Source organism: Porphyromonas gingivalis ATCC 33277, from assembly GCF_000010505.1.
GTDB classification, from domain to species: domain Bacteria; phylum Bacteroidota; class Bacteroidia; order Bacteroidales; family Porphyromonadaceae; genus Porphyromonas; species Porphyromonas gingivalis.
In genome coordinates this window covers 1,055,483-1,069,629 of record NC_010729.1, presented here as the reverse complement: position 1 = coordinate 1,069,629, position 14,147 = coordinate 1,055,483, and the positions used below count along the sequence as shown (strand labels likewise).

Sequence of the window (14,147 nt, the reverse complement as noted above, 5' to 3'; positions counted from 1 at the left end):
ATAAATCATTTATGATCTATATATTATTGAAAACGTTTTATATATAAATCGAAAACAATCTATATATAAATTGAAAATGGTTTATATATAAATCGTTGCAAGATCTTCCGAAAAACGGATTTCGACTTGCAAAAGTCCGTTTTCTTGTCTTTTTTACTCCGATTGCCCTCTCTCTTCAGGATGCTTATTTAGAATCATTCCAAACTCCGCTTCGTTGTTGAAAACTTTTTTGGTGCGTATTTTTCCATTGAGGTACACTTTCTTGTGCATCCCATTTTATATATTTGTTTCGGTGTCTTAGCGGATTGAATTTTGTGGGTTTCTTTATGCAGAAAGACGTTGTTTTGATTACTGGTGCAAATGGGATGGTTGCACGGGCACTGTCGGAAGAACTTGTGCGAAACGGTTACTCCATACGCATTTTGACGCGCCACAAACGAAACGAAAACGAATATGAGTGGGACGTTGCCAAACGGCAAATCGAGGTCGAAGCACTGCAAGGAGTGAAGCATATCATCCATCAGGCAGGAGCCGGAGTTGCCGATAAGCCATGGACGAGTGAGCGCAAAGAGGTCATCCGTTCGAGCAGGGTCGATTCGGCAAGGCTCCTATTAGAGACCCTGAAAGCCAATGACATTCGGATAGCTACTTTCATTTCGGCATCGGCCGTGGGGTTCTACGGGACGCTAACCGGCGAAAACATTTTCGCCGAAAACGATAAAAATGGCGGCGACTTTCTGAGCCATGTGTGTAGCGAATGGGAGCGTGTGGGTCAAGCTTTCTCTCAAGAGGGAGTGTCAGGGCGGACTGTCATTATGCGAAACGGTATTATACTGGCTCCTCAGGGCGGTGCTTTGGTTAAGATGGTGCGTCCCGTCAGATGGTTTGTAGGTGCTCCGTTAGGAAGTGGGAAGCAGTATATACCATGGATCCATATCAGTGATGTATGCGGAATTATCTTGCATGCTCTTCGCAATCCGACTGTATCCGGTATTTATAATGTGGTAGCACCGGAGCATGTGCGTAATGCAGAGTTCATGCGCGCTATTGGGCGTTCCATCGGGCGACCTGTCTTCTTTCCCTCCATATCCAAATGGGTTATTTGTCGTGTATTCGGCGAGCGGGCTTCCATTCTACTGGAAGGAAGTAGGGTATCGGCCGAAAAAATCATCTCTTCGGGCTATCGTTTCAAGTATGTCACCCTTGAAAAAGCACTGGACAATCTCTTACGATAAATTAAAAAACAGATTCTAGTCGTTTGGTGGTTCAGTCCATTTGATTGTGTTTTTTGAACGGTTTTATTATCTTCAAAAGTGATAACATAATATCAATAAAGAGATTTTTTTGATATGTATGGATAATATTTTGACACTTATAGACTGCAATCCGCAGTCCGTAGCTATGCAGGTTGCTTCCCGAGTAAAGGCCCGACGGTTGGAGATGAATCTGACACAAGAGGGAATCGCTTTACGGGCAGGAATGAAGTTGCCTACCTATCGCAGATTCGAGCGAACGGGCGAAATCTCTTTTAGAGGCTTATTGCAAATCGGATTTGCTCTGAATGCCTTGCAGGACTTTGCGCTGCTCTTTGCCCAAAGGCAGTATCAGACACTCGATGAAGTGCTGGCAGAACAGCAGCCCAAGCGCAAGAGAGGTAGCAAAAAATGAATAAGGTACTGCAGGTGGAAGTCATGTGGGATGGCTCTGTTGTAGGTCGTCCGGCCGGTGTAATTTCGATAAAATCAAGTAAGAAAGGATAATGTGATGACCGATCTAGAAAAGCTTATGTTGCTTCTTCCTATTATGTTCATGCTTCATGAATATGAAGAGGTAGTTATGTTCAAGCAATGGATATTTCAGAATAGAGAGAACCTGAAAAGACATTTTCCTAAAGTAGAAGCCTTCATTACAGAGCGGGGGCTATTCGATTACTCAACATCGACTTTTGCCGTTGGTACAGCTCACGAATTTATTTTGCTTTCCGTTGTTTCTTTCTTTGCCGTATGGCGAGGTGCATATCAATGGTGGTTTGCTGTATTGATGGGACATTCTATCCATTTGTTTATACATCTTGCACAATGGATTATATACCGTAAATATATTCCGGTAATTGTTACGACTCTATTGACTTTGCCCTATTGTATATATGCCTTCGTGAAATTTACAGACACTACTTCCTTGTCTCCCTCACAAATGGTTTTATGGACAGTCATCGGTATCACTCTTGCTGCTCTTAGTCTACTTTCAGCATTTTTCCTCATGTCAAAATTTTATAGATGGGAGGTCAAACGAGGGATTTTTTTCTAATCATTGAAACATAAAAACCAGTATGGAGACCGACAATGTATTGAAACGGATATTGGAAATCGAGCATGGCTTCGTGCATATACTCGATGCTGCAAAAGAGATTTTGTCTTCCTCTTCGGAAGAAAGATCTTTTGCCATCGCTTCCGAGTTTTTCGATCATGAAGCCTATCAGCCACGAATGTTGGCGATCGCGATCTTAGGACATCTGGCCGGTACGAATAGTGAAGCACTCCTCTTTCTGAAAGATACGTCAGTTCGACGTAAGAAAAAGCCAATGAATTTGTTTTCTGATTAGTGGTAAACGCCCAAAGAACGTGGGCATTATGCTTGAAAAAGTAGCGAATTATTTGTATCTTAGCTGTTGACAATCAATAAGATACGAACAAACAAAACGCTACTTTATGAAGACAAATATAGTTGATGTTTTTTGCATCATAGATGATTTCTCCAAGCTTTTTGATGAAGCAATCAAGAAAAGGACCCTCGAAGAGGCAGACAAAAAACGCAGGAATAGAAAGTTTAAGATGTCGGACAGTGAGGTCATGACCATCCTGATCCTGTTTCATCTGTCAAGATACCGAGATTTGAAAGCTTTTTATCTTCAATACATCACCCATTCTTGTCGATCCGAGTTTCCACATCTTGTCTCTTATAATCGCTTTGTGGAGCTGCAAAGCAGGGTGGGTTTCAAGCTGATAGCATTTCTCAATATGTGTTGTTTGGGTCAATGTACAGGCATCTCTTTCATCGATTCCACCCCACTGAAGGCTTGTCATATCAAACGAGCTCATGGGCATAGGACAATGAGGGGATGGGCTCAAAAAGGCAAAAGCACCATGGGTTGGTTTTATGGATTCAAGCTACATATTGTTATCAACGACAGGGGTGAAATCATCAACTATCAAATCACACCGGGCAATTGTGATGACAGAGAACCTCTGAAAGACGGAACATTCACCAAGAATCTTTTTGGCAAACTCATTGCCGATAGAGGCTACATTTCCCAAAACCTTTTTGACCGGCTCTTTGTCGATGACATCCACATGATAACCAAAATCAAAAAGAACATGAAGAACTCCCTGATGCATCTATATGACAAAGTTTTATTGAGAAAGAGAGCCCTGATCGAAACGGTCAATGATATGCTCAAAAATGTCTGTCAGATAGAGCACACGAGACATCGCAGTGTCAACAATTTTGTCACCAACCTGATCTCCGGTATCATCGCTTACAACATCCTGCCTAAAAAGCCTGAACTCAATATTGAAATCATCAGAAACCCTAACTTTCCTATTTCCGCTTAGATCGAACTGACGTTAAGTTAAGCGATATTCTAGTTATAGCACTGGCGAGTTATCTGTGTGGAGGCGAGGATTATGAGTCCATGCATGAACTTTGCTTAGAGCGAGGAGCATCTCTTCGCCCACCGGTTGAGTTGCCGAATGGTTGTCCGAGCGTAGACACTTTCGAAAGAGTGCTCCAACGTATTGAGCCTCAGTCTCTCTATGCTTGTCTTCAAGTTTATGGGAAAGAGCTGATTAGCGACTTGGAAGGTAAACATATCGCCATTGACGGCAAACGTCTGAAAGGCTCGAAGAAGAAAACCGGCAGTACGCATATTCTCTCAGCTTGGGTTGATGAAGTAGGTTTAAGCCTTGCTCAAGAGAGTGTTGCCGAGAAACGCAATGAGTTACAAGCCATTCCGGAAGTTTTGGATAGCCTTGATTTGTCAGGAGCAGTCATCAGCATAGACGCTATGGGGACTCAAACCAACATTGCCGAGCAGATCATCCAATCAGAAGCCGACTACATTCTAAGCCTCAAAGGCAATCAAAAACACTTGTATGAGGATGTTCGGGATTGCTTTACAGGACAATATCAGGTGTCATCGTTATGAGACCCTGGAGAAAGATCATGGTCGTATTGAGAAGCGGACTTATACCACATTACCGGCTTCAGAGGTCTTTGACGAGGGGGAATATAGTCAATGGCAGGGCTTGAGAAGTTTAATTCAAGTGGAGCGTGAGATCAGTAATTCAGAGGGAGAGACTCGCATAGATAGGGCAGTATTATATCAGCAGTTTACCACCCGAAGATTGTCAGTTAATCGGGCAATATATTCGAGGGCATTGGGGAATTGAGAATCGACTCCATTGGCATTTGGATGTAACCTTTAGGGAGGATACTTGTCGAGCTCGTAAGGATTATTCAGCCATCAATCTAAACAACGTCAGTTCGATCTAAGCGGAAATAGGAAAGTTAGGGTTTCTGATGATTTCAATATTGAGTTCAGGCTTTTTAGGCAGGATGTTGTAAGCGATGATACCGGAGATCAGGTTGGTGACAAAATTGTTGACACTGCGATGTCTCGTGTGCTCTATCTGACAGACATTTTTGAGCATATCATTGACCGTTTCGATCAAGGCTCTCTTTCTCAATAAAACTTTGTCATATAGATGCATCAGGGAGTTCTTCATGTTCTTTTTGATTTTGGTTATCATGTGGATGTCATCGACAAAGAGCCGGTCAAAAAGGTTTTGGGAAATGTAGCCTCTATCGGCAATGAGTTTGCCAAAAAGATTCTTGGTGAATGTTCCGTCTTTCAGAGGTTCTCTGTCATCACAATTGCCCGGTGTGATTTGATAGTTGATGATTTCACCCCTGTCGTTGATAACAATATGTAGCTTGAATCCATAAAACCAACCCATGGTGCTTTTGCCTTTTTGAGCCCATCCCCTCATTGTCCTATGCCCATGAGCTCGTTTGATATGACAAGCCTTCAGTGGGGTGGAATCGATGAAAGAGATGCCTGTACATTGACCCAAACAACACATATTGAGAAATGCTATCAGCTTGAAACCTACCCTGCTTTGCAGCTCCACAAAGCGATTATAAGAGACAAGATGTGGGAACTCGGATCGACAAGAATGGGTGATGTATTGAAGATAAAAAGCTTTCAAATCTCGGTATCTTGACAGATGAAACAGGATCAGGATGGTCATGACCTCACTGTCCGACATCTTAAACTTTCTATTCCTGCGTTTTTTGTCTTCCTCTTCGAGGGTCTTTTTCTTGATTGCTTCATCAAAAAGCTTGGAGAAATCATCTATGATGCAAAAAACATCAACTATATTTGTCTTCATAAAGTAGCGTTTTGTTTGTTCGTATCTTATTGATTGTCAACAGCTAAGATACAAATAATTCGCTACTTTTTCAAGCATAATGCCCACGTTCTTTGGGCGTTTAACCCTAATCAGAAAACAAATTCATTGGCTTTTTCTTACGTCGAACTGACGTTAAACACGTTGAGAAAGTTTGCTTTAGCCATTGTATCCGGGCATAAAGACAAACTATCCTTACGGAAGAGGTTATTCAAAGCAGCTCTGAATATAGACTACCTCAAAAAGTTGCTAAAGATTTGATGCGGTTGCCCTGATTAGTTTGCGAAAACCTTTGATAAATCTGCAAGTTTTCTTATCTTTATAGCAAGAAACTTGCAGATTTTCATGATTAAAAAGCCCCATCATACCCCTTCATTATTCAGCAGTCTATCAGATATGCTGAACCAATTGCACCCACTCTACAAATTGGCCATCGCATTGGAGAAAAGGGGATAGAACTCATTTTTCAGGAAAGCTTGAAAGGGGAGCTGGACAATTACAAACGAACGAACTCCGTCGGTTTTGTGCAAAACGTTCGGAGTTCTATTCTGGAATACTTTTTTTTGACTTACCCTTTATTCTCTGCTTTCGGAGCTGCAAGGATCTGTCGAATTTGCTCCGGATGGTCCTTCAGCAGCTTAATAGCTTCTTTGACTACCTTATCTTCCGGCAAACTCTGGCGGATACTGCCTCGCTCATAATAATAGCGAGTGACAATCTCATTGTTGAGATGGTTTGTTATCTCCTTTTTGAATCGTAGCAGGTCACGCGACAGGTTGGGTTTTAGCTTTTCGCGTAGTGCTTTAAGCTCCGAGTTGGCTTCCGGCAAGTAGCCTTCTATCTTAGCCAGTTCCTCCAGTTTGTCAAGCATCTTGCCACTCTGGCGATCATAGTCAAATTTCTTTTCTTCCATCATCTTGCAGAAAGCTGCATAGTCCTCGTTCGTTATGGAAAAATCCTCCGGCTTGGCAATCGTTTTATGCTTGAGCACATAACCTGTGACGAAATCGAAAACGTCATTATTGATGGCCATATAATAAAGTAATGTCGCAGCTGTATCTTGTTTGATCTCGATGTCAGGCAGGATTCCTCCTGCATCTTCTACACGTCTTCCGGCAGCAGTGTAAAAGATTTTGTGCAGACTGTCAGGAATGGCCGTTGCCATACCTGTCCGATTGGTGCGGCTGTAGTCCAAACGCTGGATACAACGTCCGCTTGGGATGTAGTACTTGGCCGTAGTCAATTTGATCACACCGTTGTATGGTAGCTGACGAGTCGTTTGTACAAGCCCTTTGCCATAGCTCTTTTGTCCCATCAGTACAGCCCTGTCCATATCCTGCAGTGCTCCGGCTACAATCTCCGAGGAAGATGCCGATTGTCCATCGATCAGGACTACTATCGGGAGTTTCGTGTCGATCGGTTCAGTCAATGTGCGGAATACGGATGCCGACTCTGCAATGCGACCTTTGGTCGTTACCACCTCTTTGCCCTTAGGGACGAACAGATTGACTATCTCGATAGCAGCCTGCATCAGTCCGCCACCATTGCCTCTTAAATCCAAAATGAGACCTTTCGCTCCTTGTTTGTCACGAAGATCCAACAAGGCCGTGCGCACCTCTTCTGCACTTTTGTCCGTAAAGTTGTTCAAGCGGATATATCCTATCGAGCCATCGAGCATTCCGCTGTAAGTGACGGAATTCATAATCACTTTTTGACGTTTCACGGAAAAAGTACGAGGTTTGGTTTCGCCGTAGCGCATTACTGTCACCTTTGCAACAGTACCGGCTATCCCTTTCAGTGCTTGGCTTACTTTCGGTGTGGTGGATTTACGGAAGTCTTTCCCATCGATAGTCAGGATGCGGTCGCCTGCTATCAATCCTGCTTCGTCTGCGGGCATACCTTCCATAGGTCTCTGGATAATCACAGCACTATCCGGACGCTGCGATATGATAGCTCCGACTCCGGCATACTCTCCCGTAGTCATCAATTTCAGTTCATCCATTTCCTCGTAAGGAATGTATTCGGTATAGGGGTCAAGCCCGCCCAACATCGCATCTATACCACGCCGAGTCATATGTTTGATACTTATGGTATCGACGAAATACAGCCTGACGTTACCGATAATATTGCTAAGCACATCCATCGACTGTACATATTCATTGCGACTCCGATCTTCTTCGGTGAGTTTGTTCGTCTTGGACTTCTGTGCACAGGCAGTCATAAAACTGCCGGTGATAAAGATCACCAGCAGAGATAAAAACAGATTGGTCTTTTTCATGCGCGCTAAGGTACAAAACTTTCGTAGTACTATTTTTGATCAGGGCAATCGCATTTCAGCCACTAACGTACATCTAAAGCTCATGATTGCTACGCTCGGTTATCAAACAAGTGCGAATCCATATGTCAGAGATTCAAATCATAGAGGAAAGAGACTAAAAATTTTCAAACGCGATCGCCCTGACAGGCTGCCCCCGGGGCCGACGCATTAAATTGGTTTTGCAGCTTCATTCGAGCGAGTTTCTCCTAATTGGTATTCTGCTACTGTGTACCGATGGTAGCCGGATGGGTTATTGGAGCCGGAGGTGGTATCGGCTCGTATGGACGCAATGTAAATCAGACGGCACAGCGTGGCACACAAGGTACATACACGGGGAGCAAGGCGATGATTGGAGGAGCACAAGTGCTGTTGCCGGTCATGTCGTTTGATGTCTCAAAGGGGCACTCATTAAAGGGGAGTAAATTTCCACCGGTGGAAAAAGAAATTTCCACTAATGGAAAGTTTATTTTCCACCCGTGGAAAGACAGCTTTCCACTTGTGGAAATCCGGCGTGTACCAAATAGTCGCCTGACACACAATAAAATGAATGAACAAAAGTGCCTGCTTATTGTGCAAAGGCCCCATTAATTCGTACTTGTTTGATAACCGAACGTAGCAATCGTTAGGTTTATGACGGCAAACTTTTTCCCTTTCATTTTCCAATTCGGTTATAGTCAATATCCCAACAAGTGTTTGATCGATATGGCGGATCTTATGAGAGTCGGCACCATATCGCTTACATCGAACTCACGTTTCCTTACTTCTGCGCCGCCACCATTCGAGCAAACACACCGTTCATGGCCATCAATTCGGCCGGACTGCCACATTCGGCTACAGTCCCTTCTTTGAGTACAACAATCTTATGGGCATTGGCTACAGTGCGCATACGATGAGCGATAATGAGGACTGTCTTGTTTTTGATCAGTTCGGATATACCAGCCTGTATCAGTGTCTCATTCTCAACATCGAGACTTGCCGTAGCTTCATCCAGCAGCACAATCGGAGCATCCTTGAGTAAAGCTCTGGCTATAGAAATGCGCTGACGTTCACCTCCTGAAAGGTTCTCACCATTTTCACCGATCAAAGTGTCATATCCATTCGGCAGACGATCTACAAATTCGTCGCATCTTGCCAACCGAGCTACACGTTTGAGCTCTTCATCTGTAGCATCAGGTTTACCTATGCGGATATTATCGGCCACCGATGCATTGAAGAGCAGTACATCTTGGAAGACGATGGCATAATGACGTAGCAGGGTTTCGGGTTCGATTTGCGAAATGTCTTCCCCTCCCAAAAAGATCTTTCCTCCATCTATATCCCAAAAGCGTGCAGCCAACTTGGCCGATGTGCTCTTTCCTCCACCCGACGGACCGACGAGGGCTGTGACTTCCCCTTGTTTGGCCGTGAACGATACATTGCGCAGTACTTGCTTCCCCTTTTCGTAGGAGAAATTTACGTTTTGGAATATAATATCGAAGTTCCGGACAGAATAGTCCGTTTTACCTTCCTGTATCGGCATAGCATCCATCTCTCTCACCCGATCGATACGTACATCGAGGTACTGCAAGAGTAGCAAATTGCTGAATACTTCACTTATGGGATTATATATGCTCGATCCGATAAGCAGAAAGACCAAATAAGTGAATAGATCGATTGTTCCTTCTGACAAGAGATAAGCTCCTATTATGATTACAGAGGCAAGTCCCAGTTTGAGGATTATATATGAAGCATTAAGGACGGCACCGACAACAAGTTCACATCGAATAAGGCTCTTCTCATAGGCATGGAGTTTGGCATCGAAGCGCTCGGCAAATTCTTCTTCGCCATTATATGATTTTATCTCCTGTATCTCTTCGATTCCTTCCTGTATATGCTCGGTGACCTCTCGTTTGACATGGTAGTTCGAGCGGAATGATTTGTTCAACATCTTTTTGGAAAAGACAATTGCTAAGGCTGCTACAGGCACAACCCAAAAGAGTGCCAACGAAAGCTGCCAATTATAGCAGAAGAGCCCTATACCGATCAAAAAGAGACTGACCAACGATGCAAAGAGCTGGGGTATACTGTGAGAGAAGACAGTCTCCATCACCGTACTATCCTCCATCATCGTGGAAGTCAGATCGGACAGATTCTTCTCTCCGAAGAAAGCCAATGGGAGTTTACGTAGTTTTTCAGCCAAGGCGATGCGGCGGTTGGCACTCTCTGTATATATCTTGGTGTACAGACTTGTGTATTGGAAGAGAGCTATAACGAAGAGCACCGCCATAAAAGCCGCTCCCATGGCTATATAATACCAAATACCATGTGTGGCGGATCCTTGCAGATAGTCTTCGAGGAAAAGAAAAGTGAATATGGCAGGCAACATAAATCCGACATTCAAAACCGTAGTCCATGCAATGCCTTTGGCAAGATCCTGCGCACCCTTACGAGAGAGAGCGAATCGGTGTTGGAAATATCGTATCATAGGTTTGTTTCGTTTCAATTAGAGGTAATTGTGTGTATTTCTTCTTTCATAATGTCCAAGAAACGGATCGCTGGTATTCCTCCCACATGGATTTGTAAAGACCACCTTGTGTCAAGAGTTCTTCGTGGGTACCCTGTTCTGCGATTCGTCCCTTCTCTATCACAAGGATACGATCCACATGCTGTACGCTCGTCAGTCGATGAGCAATCATCAGCACCGTCTTTCCTTTCGTCAGTTCGTGCAAAGCCTGCTGTATCAATTTCTCGTTTTCGGGATCAGCAAAGGCTGTGGCTTCATCGAGCACCACAATAGGAGCATCCTTGAGTATGGCACGAGCCAAAGCTATGCGCTGCTGCTCCCCTCCGGAGAGATACGTGCCATCGGCTCCTATCTTCGTTTGCAGTCCATCGGGCAAACGCTCTATAATTTCACGGCTTTGAGAAAGGTCGATGGCACGAGCCAAAGCATCCTCGGATGCATCCGGACTGCCATAGGTAATATTCTCACGAATGGTGGTTCTGAAGAGTTTGGCATTCTGAAAGACGAAAGAAATCCTGTCCATCAGCTCTTCTTTTGCCATATCCCTTACATCTACTCCACCGATACGTATATGGCCTTGGGTAGCGTCCCAAAAGCGAGGTATGAGTCGGGCTATAGTGGTCTTACCCCCTCCGGAAGTTCCGACCAGCGCATAGGTTTGCCCTGGAGGGATGGAGAAGTCAATATCACTGACGGCATCCTGTACTGCACCGGTATAGCGAAAGGTAACATGATCGAAGGAGACTTCATTCGTGACGGGAGTCTGCGGTCTTTCAAGTGTGGCAAGTGGCTCCTCTCCGGTCAGATTCTCCAGTCTGGTTACTGCTTCATTAAGTAAAAAGAGGTTCTGACTAAGGGAGGCCATCTTCATGATATTGGTCGTAAAAACGGGTGTAATCAGCAGATACAGAAACATATCGGCTATAATATCGACCGTATTGCCTGTTCGGCCTATAAGCCAAATAGCTACAGGCACGAGGAAAAAAGCAAAACTATTGGTAAACATGACATAGAAAGCCATTGGCTTCTGCCAACCCAAAGTATATTCCGTCACCAATTTCTTATACTCGATAATACTTTGGTAGAAACGTTTGAAGGAATAAACGCTCTGCTGGAAGACTTTCACTACCGGTATGCCACGCACATACTCTACGGCCTCACTGCTCATCTTCTCCTGTGCATCGAGATACCGGCGTTGGAACTTATTTTGCTTCGGGTTCAACATAAAAGACATGGCTCCCACAGCAAAAGCAATCGGGAGCAGGCAGGCAATACCCAACCGCCAATCGAATATGAAGATAAGCACCAGCACCCCGACCGGAGCCATCATACTGCCTATAACATCGGGCAAGATATGGGCTATGAAAGTGTGCGTCTGCGATGAGTCCTCATCGATGACTTTGCGCATCTTTCCGCTCAGGCGTTTGTCGAAGTAACCCAATGGCATACGCACTACGCGGTGCATAGCTTCCCGACGCATATTGACCTCTACCCTGAAAGCAGCAAGATGTGAAAGGGAAAGGGAGAGGAAATAAGTCAGGACACCGAATGCGGCTATGCCGACTGCCCACCAGGCATACACAAATACCCGATTATCCTCGATAGCACCCTCTCCTCCAAGGAGCGTACGCACGATCAGCCATATCAAGACGAACGGGACTAAGGAGACAAGCCCGTTGAGACCCGAAAGCACTAATGAAACGGGCAAGAGAATGGCTCGATTGCCCATATAGGCTTTGATTTTGTTGATTGTGTCGTTCATTTGTATTGGTTGTTTCTGTTGTTATTAAAAGCTGTAGCGGGCTTTGAACCAGAGTTCGGAATTGTCTTTGTAGCGATCGAATATACCGCTGCCCTTACTACTGAACCAGTCATATCCGGCCATCAGATGTATCTGATCGTTCAGGGCATAGTCAGCTGCAAAGCGACTGAACCATCCTTTGCCCGTAAGGTCGTAGTAGGTGAAGTCCGAAAGCTGGAGTGTACTGCCGAAGAATTTCTTGGAAACATTGAGAGTAATCAGGGTAGAATGTTGTCTTTGGGAGATGAAATCCCTATACCTGAATATGCTTTCCATTGAGAATTGTCCTGAGATCATCCATTCACCGGGAGCATACCAATCGGCTCCAACCAACCAATTAATTGTTTGGAAACCCTCTTGCTTGGCATGACTCTTATAGGTGAAGTGTTTGTCGATATTGAATGCAGCCTCTCCCCTGAAAACAAACTGTCCGACGGGTACGGAGAGGTCGCCGCCGACAAATCCCATACGATAATAGCGAGGGCTAACGATGATTTCCGTCGGCGCAATGCCCTGTACTTCGATGACGGGCATCTTGTTCCATGTATGCAATGCAGCCAAAGCGAAGTCGATACCGGAGAGCGTAGTGCTCCATCGCGCACCGTACTCGATATTGGCAACCTTGAAGGCCGGTTTGCCGGCTTCTTCTTTCCAGACGATATTCATCCCCTGAGCAATGGGGGAAAGGGAGAAGATATTCCAAGGATTGCGAGGATCCACAGGCAGACGGTACCCCTCGAATACAGGCAGTACCACGACTTCCACTTTCATCGATTCGTTGAAGACAGAGAAACGCAATGCATTGACCGGCATACGAATATCATCGTAATCCTGTGCCAGAAACTCGGTCATATCCATCGGGGAGATCAGATCCGTGATGCGCACACCGTCGGCAGCCCCCCAAATGACAATCTGTCGTCCGAGGCGCAACCCCCAATGCTCTTCCTGATGCTCGAAGAAGGCTTCACGTAAACGTAAGCCGGTCTCGTCTTTCAGTAGAGCATTGTAGGTGGCATTGACCGATACGGCTACTTTCGAATTACCGAACGACCTCTCCAGCTCACCTCTCACTCTCGTACGCGAGCTCATGAAATCAAAAGGAGAAGAGCTGCGCACGGCATGGTAGGTATCCACGAATCCTTTGAATCCGTATCGGGCACTCCCCTCCCCTTCCTGTCCCCACAGCCGTGAGGAGTGGAAGAGAAGAATGGCCACGAACCAAATCAGAAGGCGTAGCACCACTGTGTTTTTCTTCACTTCCATAGTTTAGAGAGAGCCTTTCTCGAGAGAAGTAACAGTGAACTTCGATTCGTCGATCGGACGGTTAAACTCCGGTTTCTTAATCTCCAGTACAGTTCGATGCCCCGTCTGCACATTGGACATATTCATCTTTTGCGCCATCCAGAAGCCATCTATTTGGGCAATATCGGACAGCTCCAAAAGACGATGCAAGCGGTTCATCCTGTCATAGTATTCCACTCTGACAGGTATCAGGCAGTCCTGCCTGATCCAAGCGATTTTCTTGGAAAAGACATCGCGCTGATCTTTGGAGGTAGACTCCAGCTTCCAGCATTTATGCCCATCGAAAGTCTCTTCACCGAGGAGCTTGTGCGTATCCTCGTCCACATTGCGGCTGCCCATGTCATCATAGGTGAAGTCGCTGCCCATGAAGTAGTCTTTCTTGGCCGATGCTCCACTGATGCGACGGGTCTTCTTCATAGCAGGCAGGTAGAGCCATTTGTCATCATCCTTACCGATCTGATCATAATCCCATGTGAGGAAACCGGTGCCTTTGACATCGCCCGGATAGAGGAAAAACATAATAGTCTTCTTGTCTTTCTTATCCTTACCCATGTCAATGGAGTAAGAAATGAGTTTGCGCTCACGTACGGCTCCTCGTTTGTTGATGAGCTTCATAGTGAGTTCGGAGCGACGCGTATCACCGTCGGGGCGGTCTTTTACGCGCTGTGCTATGTCGCGCCCTGTCTGGGCGTAGATGCTGAAAGAGACCATTGCTACCATGGCTGTCATGAGGGTGGTCTTTGCCAATCGTTTCAT

General features: G+C 45.2%; 12 protein-coding genes and 2 pseudogenes. 8 read left to right on the top strand and 6 right to left on the bottom strand.

Translation table 11 applies throughout. From position 1 onward, the window contains the following. The first annotated feature begins 326 nt into the window (after positions 1-326). The 6 genes and pseudogenes from PGN_RS04585 to PGN_RS10440 form a co-directional block, all read left to right on the top strand. Positions 327-1,235: a TIGR01777 family oxidoreductase gene (locus PGN_RS04585; protein ID WP_039417189.1), complete on the top strand. Its 909-nt coding sequence runs from the start codon at positions 327-329 to the stop codon at positions 1,233-1,235. Between the two features lie 118 nt (positions 1,236-1,353). Continuing rightward, positions 1,354-1,668: a helix-turn-helix domain-containing protein gene (locus PGN_RS04580; RefSeq protein ID WP_021663951.1), complete on the top strand. Its 315-nt coding sequence runs from the start codon at positions 1,354-1,356 to the stop codon at positions 1,666-1,668. Positions 1,669-1,764: 96 nt separating this feature from the next. Further along, positions 1,765-2,307, top strand: a complete 543-nt coding sequence (locus PGN_RS04575; RefSeq protein ID WP_012457913.1) for an HXXEE domain-containing protein — start codon at positions 1,765-1,767, stop codon at positions 2,305-2,307. A 22-nt stretch (positions 2,308-2,329) separates the two neighbouring features. Further along, positions 2,330-2,602, top strand: a complete 273-nt coding sequence (locus PGN_RS04570; protein ID WP_012457912.1) for a hypothetical protein — start codon at positions 2,330-2,332, stop codon at positions 2,600-2,602. Between the two features lie 106 nt (positions 2,603-2,708). Next, complete coding sequence (locus tag PGN_RS04565; RefSeq protein WP_012457911.1) at positions 2,709-3,611, top strand: IS982-like element IS195 family transposase; 903 nt, start codon at positions 2,709-2,711, stop codon at positions 3,609-3,611. A 14-nt stretch (positions 3,612-3,625) separates the two neighbouring features. Continuing rightward, positions 3,626-4,539: pseudogene (locus PGN_RS10440) on the top strand (ISAs1 family transposase); the annotation flags it as partial. Between the two features lie 8 nt (positions 4,540-4,547). Here PGN_RS10440 and PGN_RS04555 read toward each other — a convergent pair. Next, complete coding sequence (locus PGN_RS04555) at positions 4,548-5,450, bottom strand: IS982-like element IS195 family transposase (protein WP_012457848.1); 903 nt, start codon at positions 5,448-5,450, stop codon at positions 4,548-4,550. 138 nt (positions 5,451-5,588) lie between these two features. On the opposite strand from PGN_RS04555, the pseudogene PGN_RS11585 reads away from it, so the two are divergent. Beyond that, a pseudogene (locus PGN_RS11585) lies at positions 5,589-5,729 on the top strand (ISAs1 family transposase); the annotation flags it as partial. A 307-nt stretch (positions 5,730-6,036) separates the two neighbouring features. Here the strand turns inward: PGN_RS11585 and PGN_RS04545 are convergent. Beyond that, a complete protein-coding gene (locus PGN_RS04545) occupies positions 6,037-7,746 on the bottom strand; it encodes a S41 family peptidase (RefSeq protein WP_012457909.1) in 1,710 nt (569 codons plus the stop codon). Between the two features lie 273 nt (positions 7,747-8,019). On the opposite strand from PGN_RS04545, the gene PGN_RS04540 reads away from it, so the two are divergent. Beyond that, positions 8,020-8,373 carry a hypothetical protein gene (locus PGN_RS04540; RefSeq protein ID WP_102981814.1) on the top strand — a complete coding sequence of 118 codons (354 nt, stop codon included), beginning with the start codon at positions 8,020-8,022 and terminating at the stop codon, positions 8,371-8,373. Positions 8,374-8,542: 169 nt separating this feature from the next. On the opposite strand, the gene PGN_RS04535 is transcribed toward PGN_RS04540, so the two are convergent. Genes PGN_RS04535 through PGN_RS04520 form a run of 4 tightly spaced genes read right to left on the bottom strand, consistent with a single transcriptional unit; the run spans position 8,543 to position 14,120 of the window. Beyond that, positions 8,543-10,249 carry an ABC transporter ATP-binding protein gene (locus PGN_RS04535; protein ID WP_012457907.1) on the bottom strand — a complete coding sequence of 569 codons (1,707 nt, stop codon included), beginning with the start codon at positions 10,247-10,249 and terminating at the stop codon, positions 8,543-8,545. Positions 10,250-10,295: 46 nt separating this feature from the next. Then, positions 10,296-12,050: an ABC transporter ATP-binding protein gene (locus PGN_RS04530; protein WP_012457906.1), complete on the bottom strand. Its 1,755-nt coding sequence runs from the start codon at positions 12,048-12,050 to the stop codon at positions 10,296-10,298. Positions 12,051-12,074: 24 nt separating this feature from the next. Then, the gene (locus tag PGN_RS04525; protein WP_012457905.1) at positions 12,075-13,352 is read right to left on the bottom strand and encodes a DUF1302 family protein; all 1,278 of its coding nucleotides are present in this window, start codon (positions 13,350-13,352) and stop codon (positions 12,075-12,077) included. 3 nt (positions 13,353-13,355) lie between these two features. Next, on the bottom strand, positions 13,356-14,120 hold the full coding sequence (locus PGN_RS04520) for an outer membrane lipoprotein-sorting protein (RefSeq protein ID WP_043876362.1): 765 nt from the start codon (positions 14,118-14,120) through the stop codon (positions 13,356-13,358). Positions 14,121-14,147: the final 27 nt, after the last annotated feature.

Bases quoted from the DNA above. Each gene is read 5' to 3' on its own strand.
- PGN_RS04585 (WP_039417189.1), top strand. From the start codon at position 327: ATGCAGAAAGACGTTGTTTTGATTACTGGTGCAAATGGGATGGTTGCA.
- PGN_RS04580 (WP_021663951.1), top strand. From the start codon at position 1,354: ATGGATAATATTTTGACACTTATAGACTGCAATCCGCAGTCCGTAGCT.
- PGN_RS04575 (WP_012457913.1), top strand. From the start codon at position 1,765: ATGACCGATCTAGAAAAGCTTATGTTGCTTCTTCCTATTATGTTCATG.
- PGN_RS04570 (WP_012457912.1), top strand. From the start codon at position 2,330: ATGGAGACCGACAATGTATTGAAACGGATATTGGAAATCGAGCATGGC.
- PGN_RS04565 (WP_012457911.1), top strand. From the start codon at position 2,709: ATGAAGACAAATATAGTTGATGTTTTTTGCATCATAGATGATTTCTCC.
- PGN_RS04555 (WP_012457848.1), bottom strand. From the start codon at position 5,450: ATGAAGACAAATATAGTTGATGTTTTTTGCATCATAGATGATTTCTCC.
- PGN_RS04545 (WP_012457909.1), bottom strand. From the start codon at position 7,746: ATGAAAAAGACCAATCTGTTTTTATCTCTGCTGGTGATCTTTATCACC.
- PGN_RS04540 (WP_102981814.1), top strand. From the start codon at position 8,020: ATGGTAGCCGGATGGGTTATTGGAGCCGGAGGTGGTATCGGCTCGTAT.
- PGN_RS04535 (WP_012457907.1), bottom strand. From the start codon at position 10,249: ATGATACGATATTTCCAACACCGATTCGCTCTCTCTCGTAAGGGTGCG.
- PGN_RS04530 (WP_012457906.1), bottom strand. From the start codon at position 12,050: ATGAACGACACAATCAACAAAATCAAAGCCTATATGGGCAATCGAGCC.
- PGN_RS04525 (WP_012457905.1), bottom strand. From the start codon at position 13,352: ATGGAAGTGAAGAAAAACACAGTGGTGCTACGCCTTCTGATTTGGTTC.
- PGN_RS04520 (WP_043876362.1), bottom strand. From the start codon at position 14,120: ATGACAGCCATGGTAGCAATGGTCTCTTTCAGCATCTACGCCCAGACA.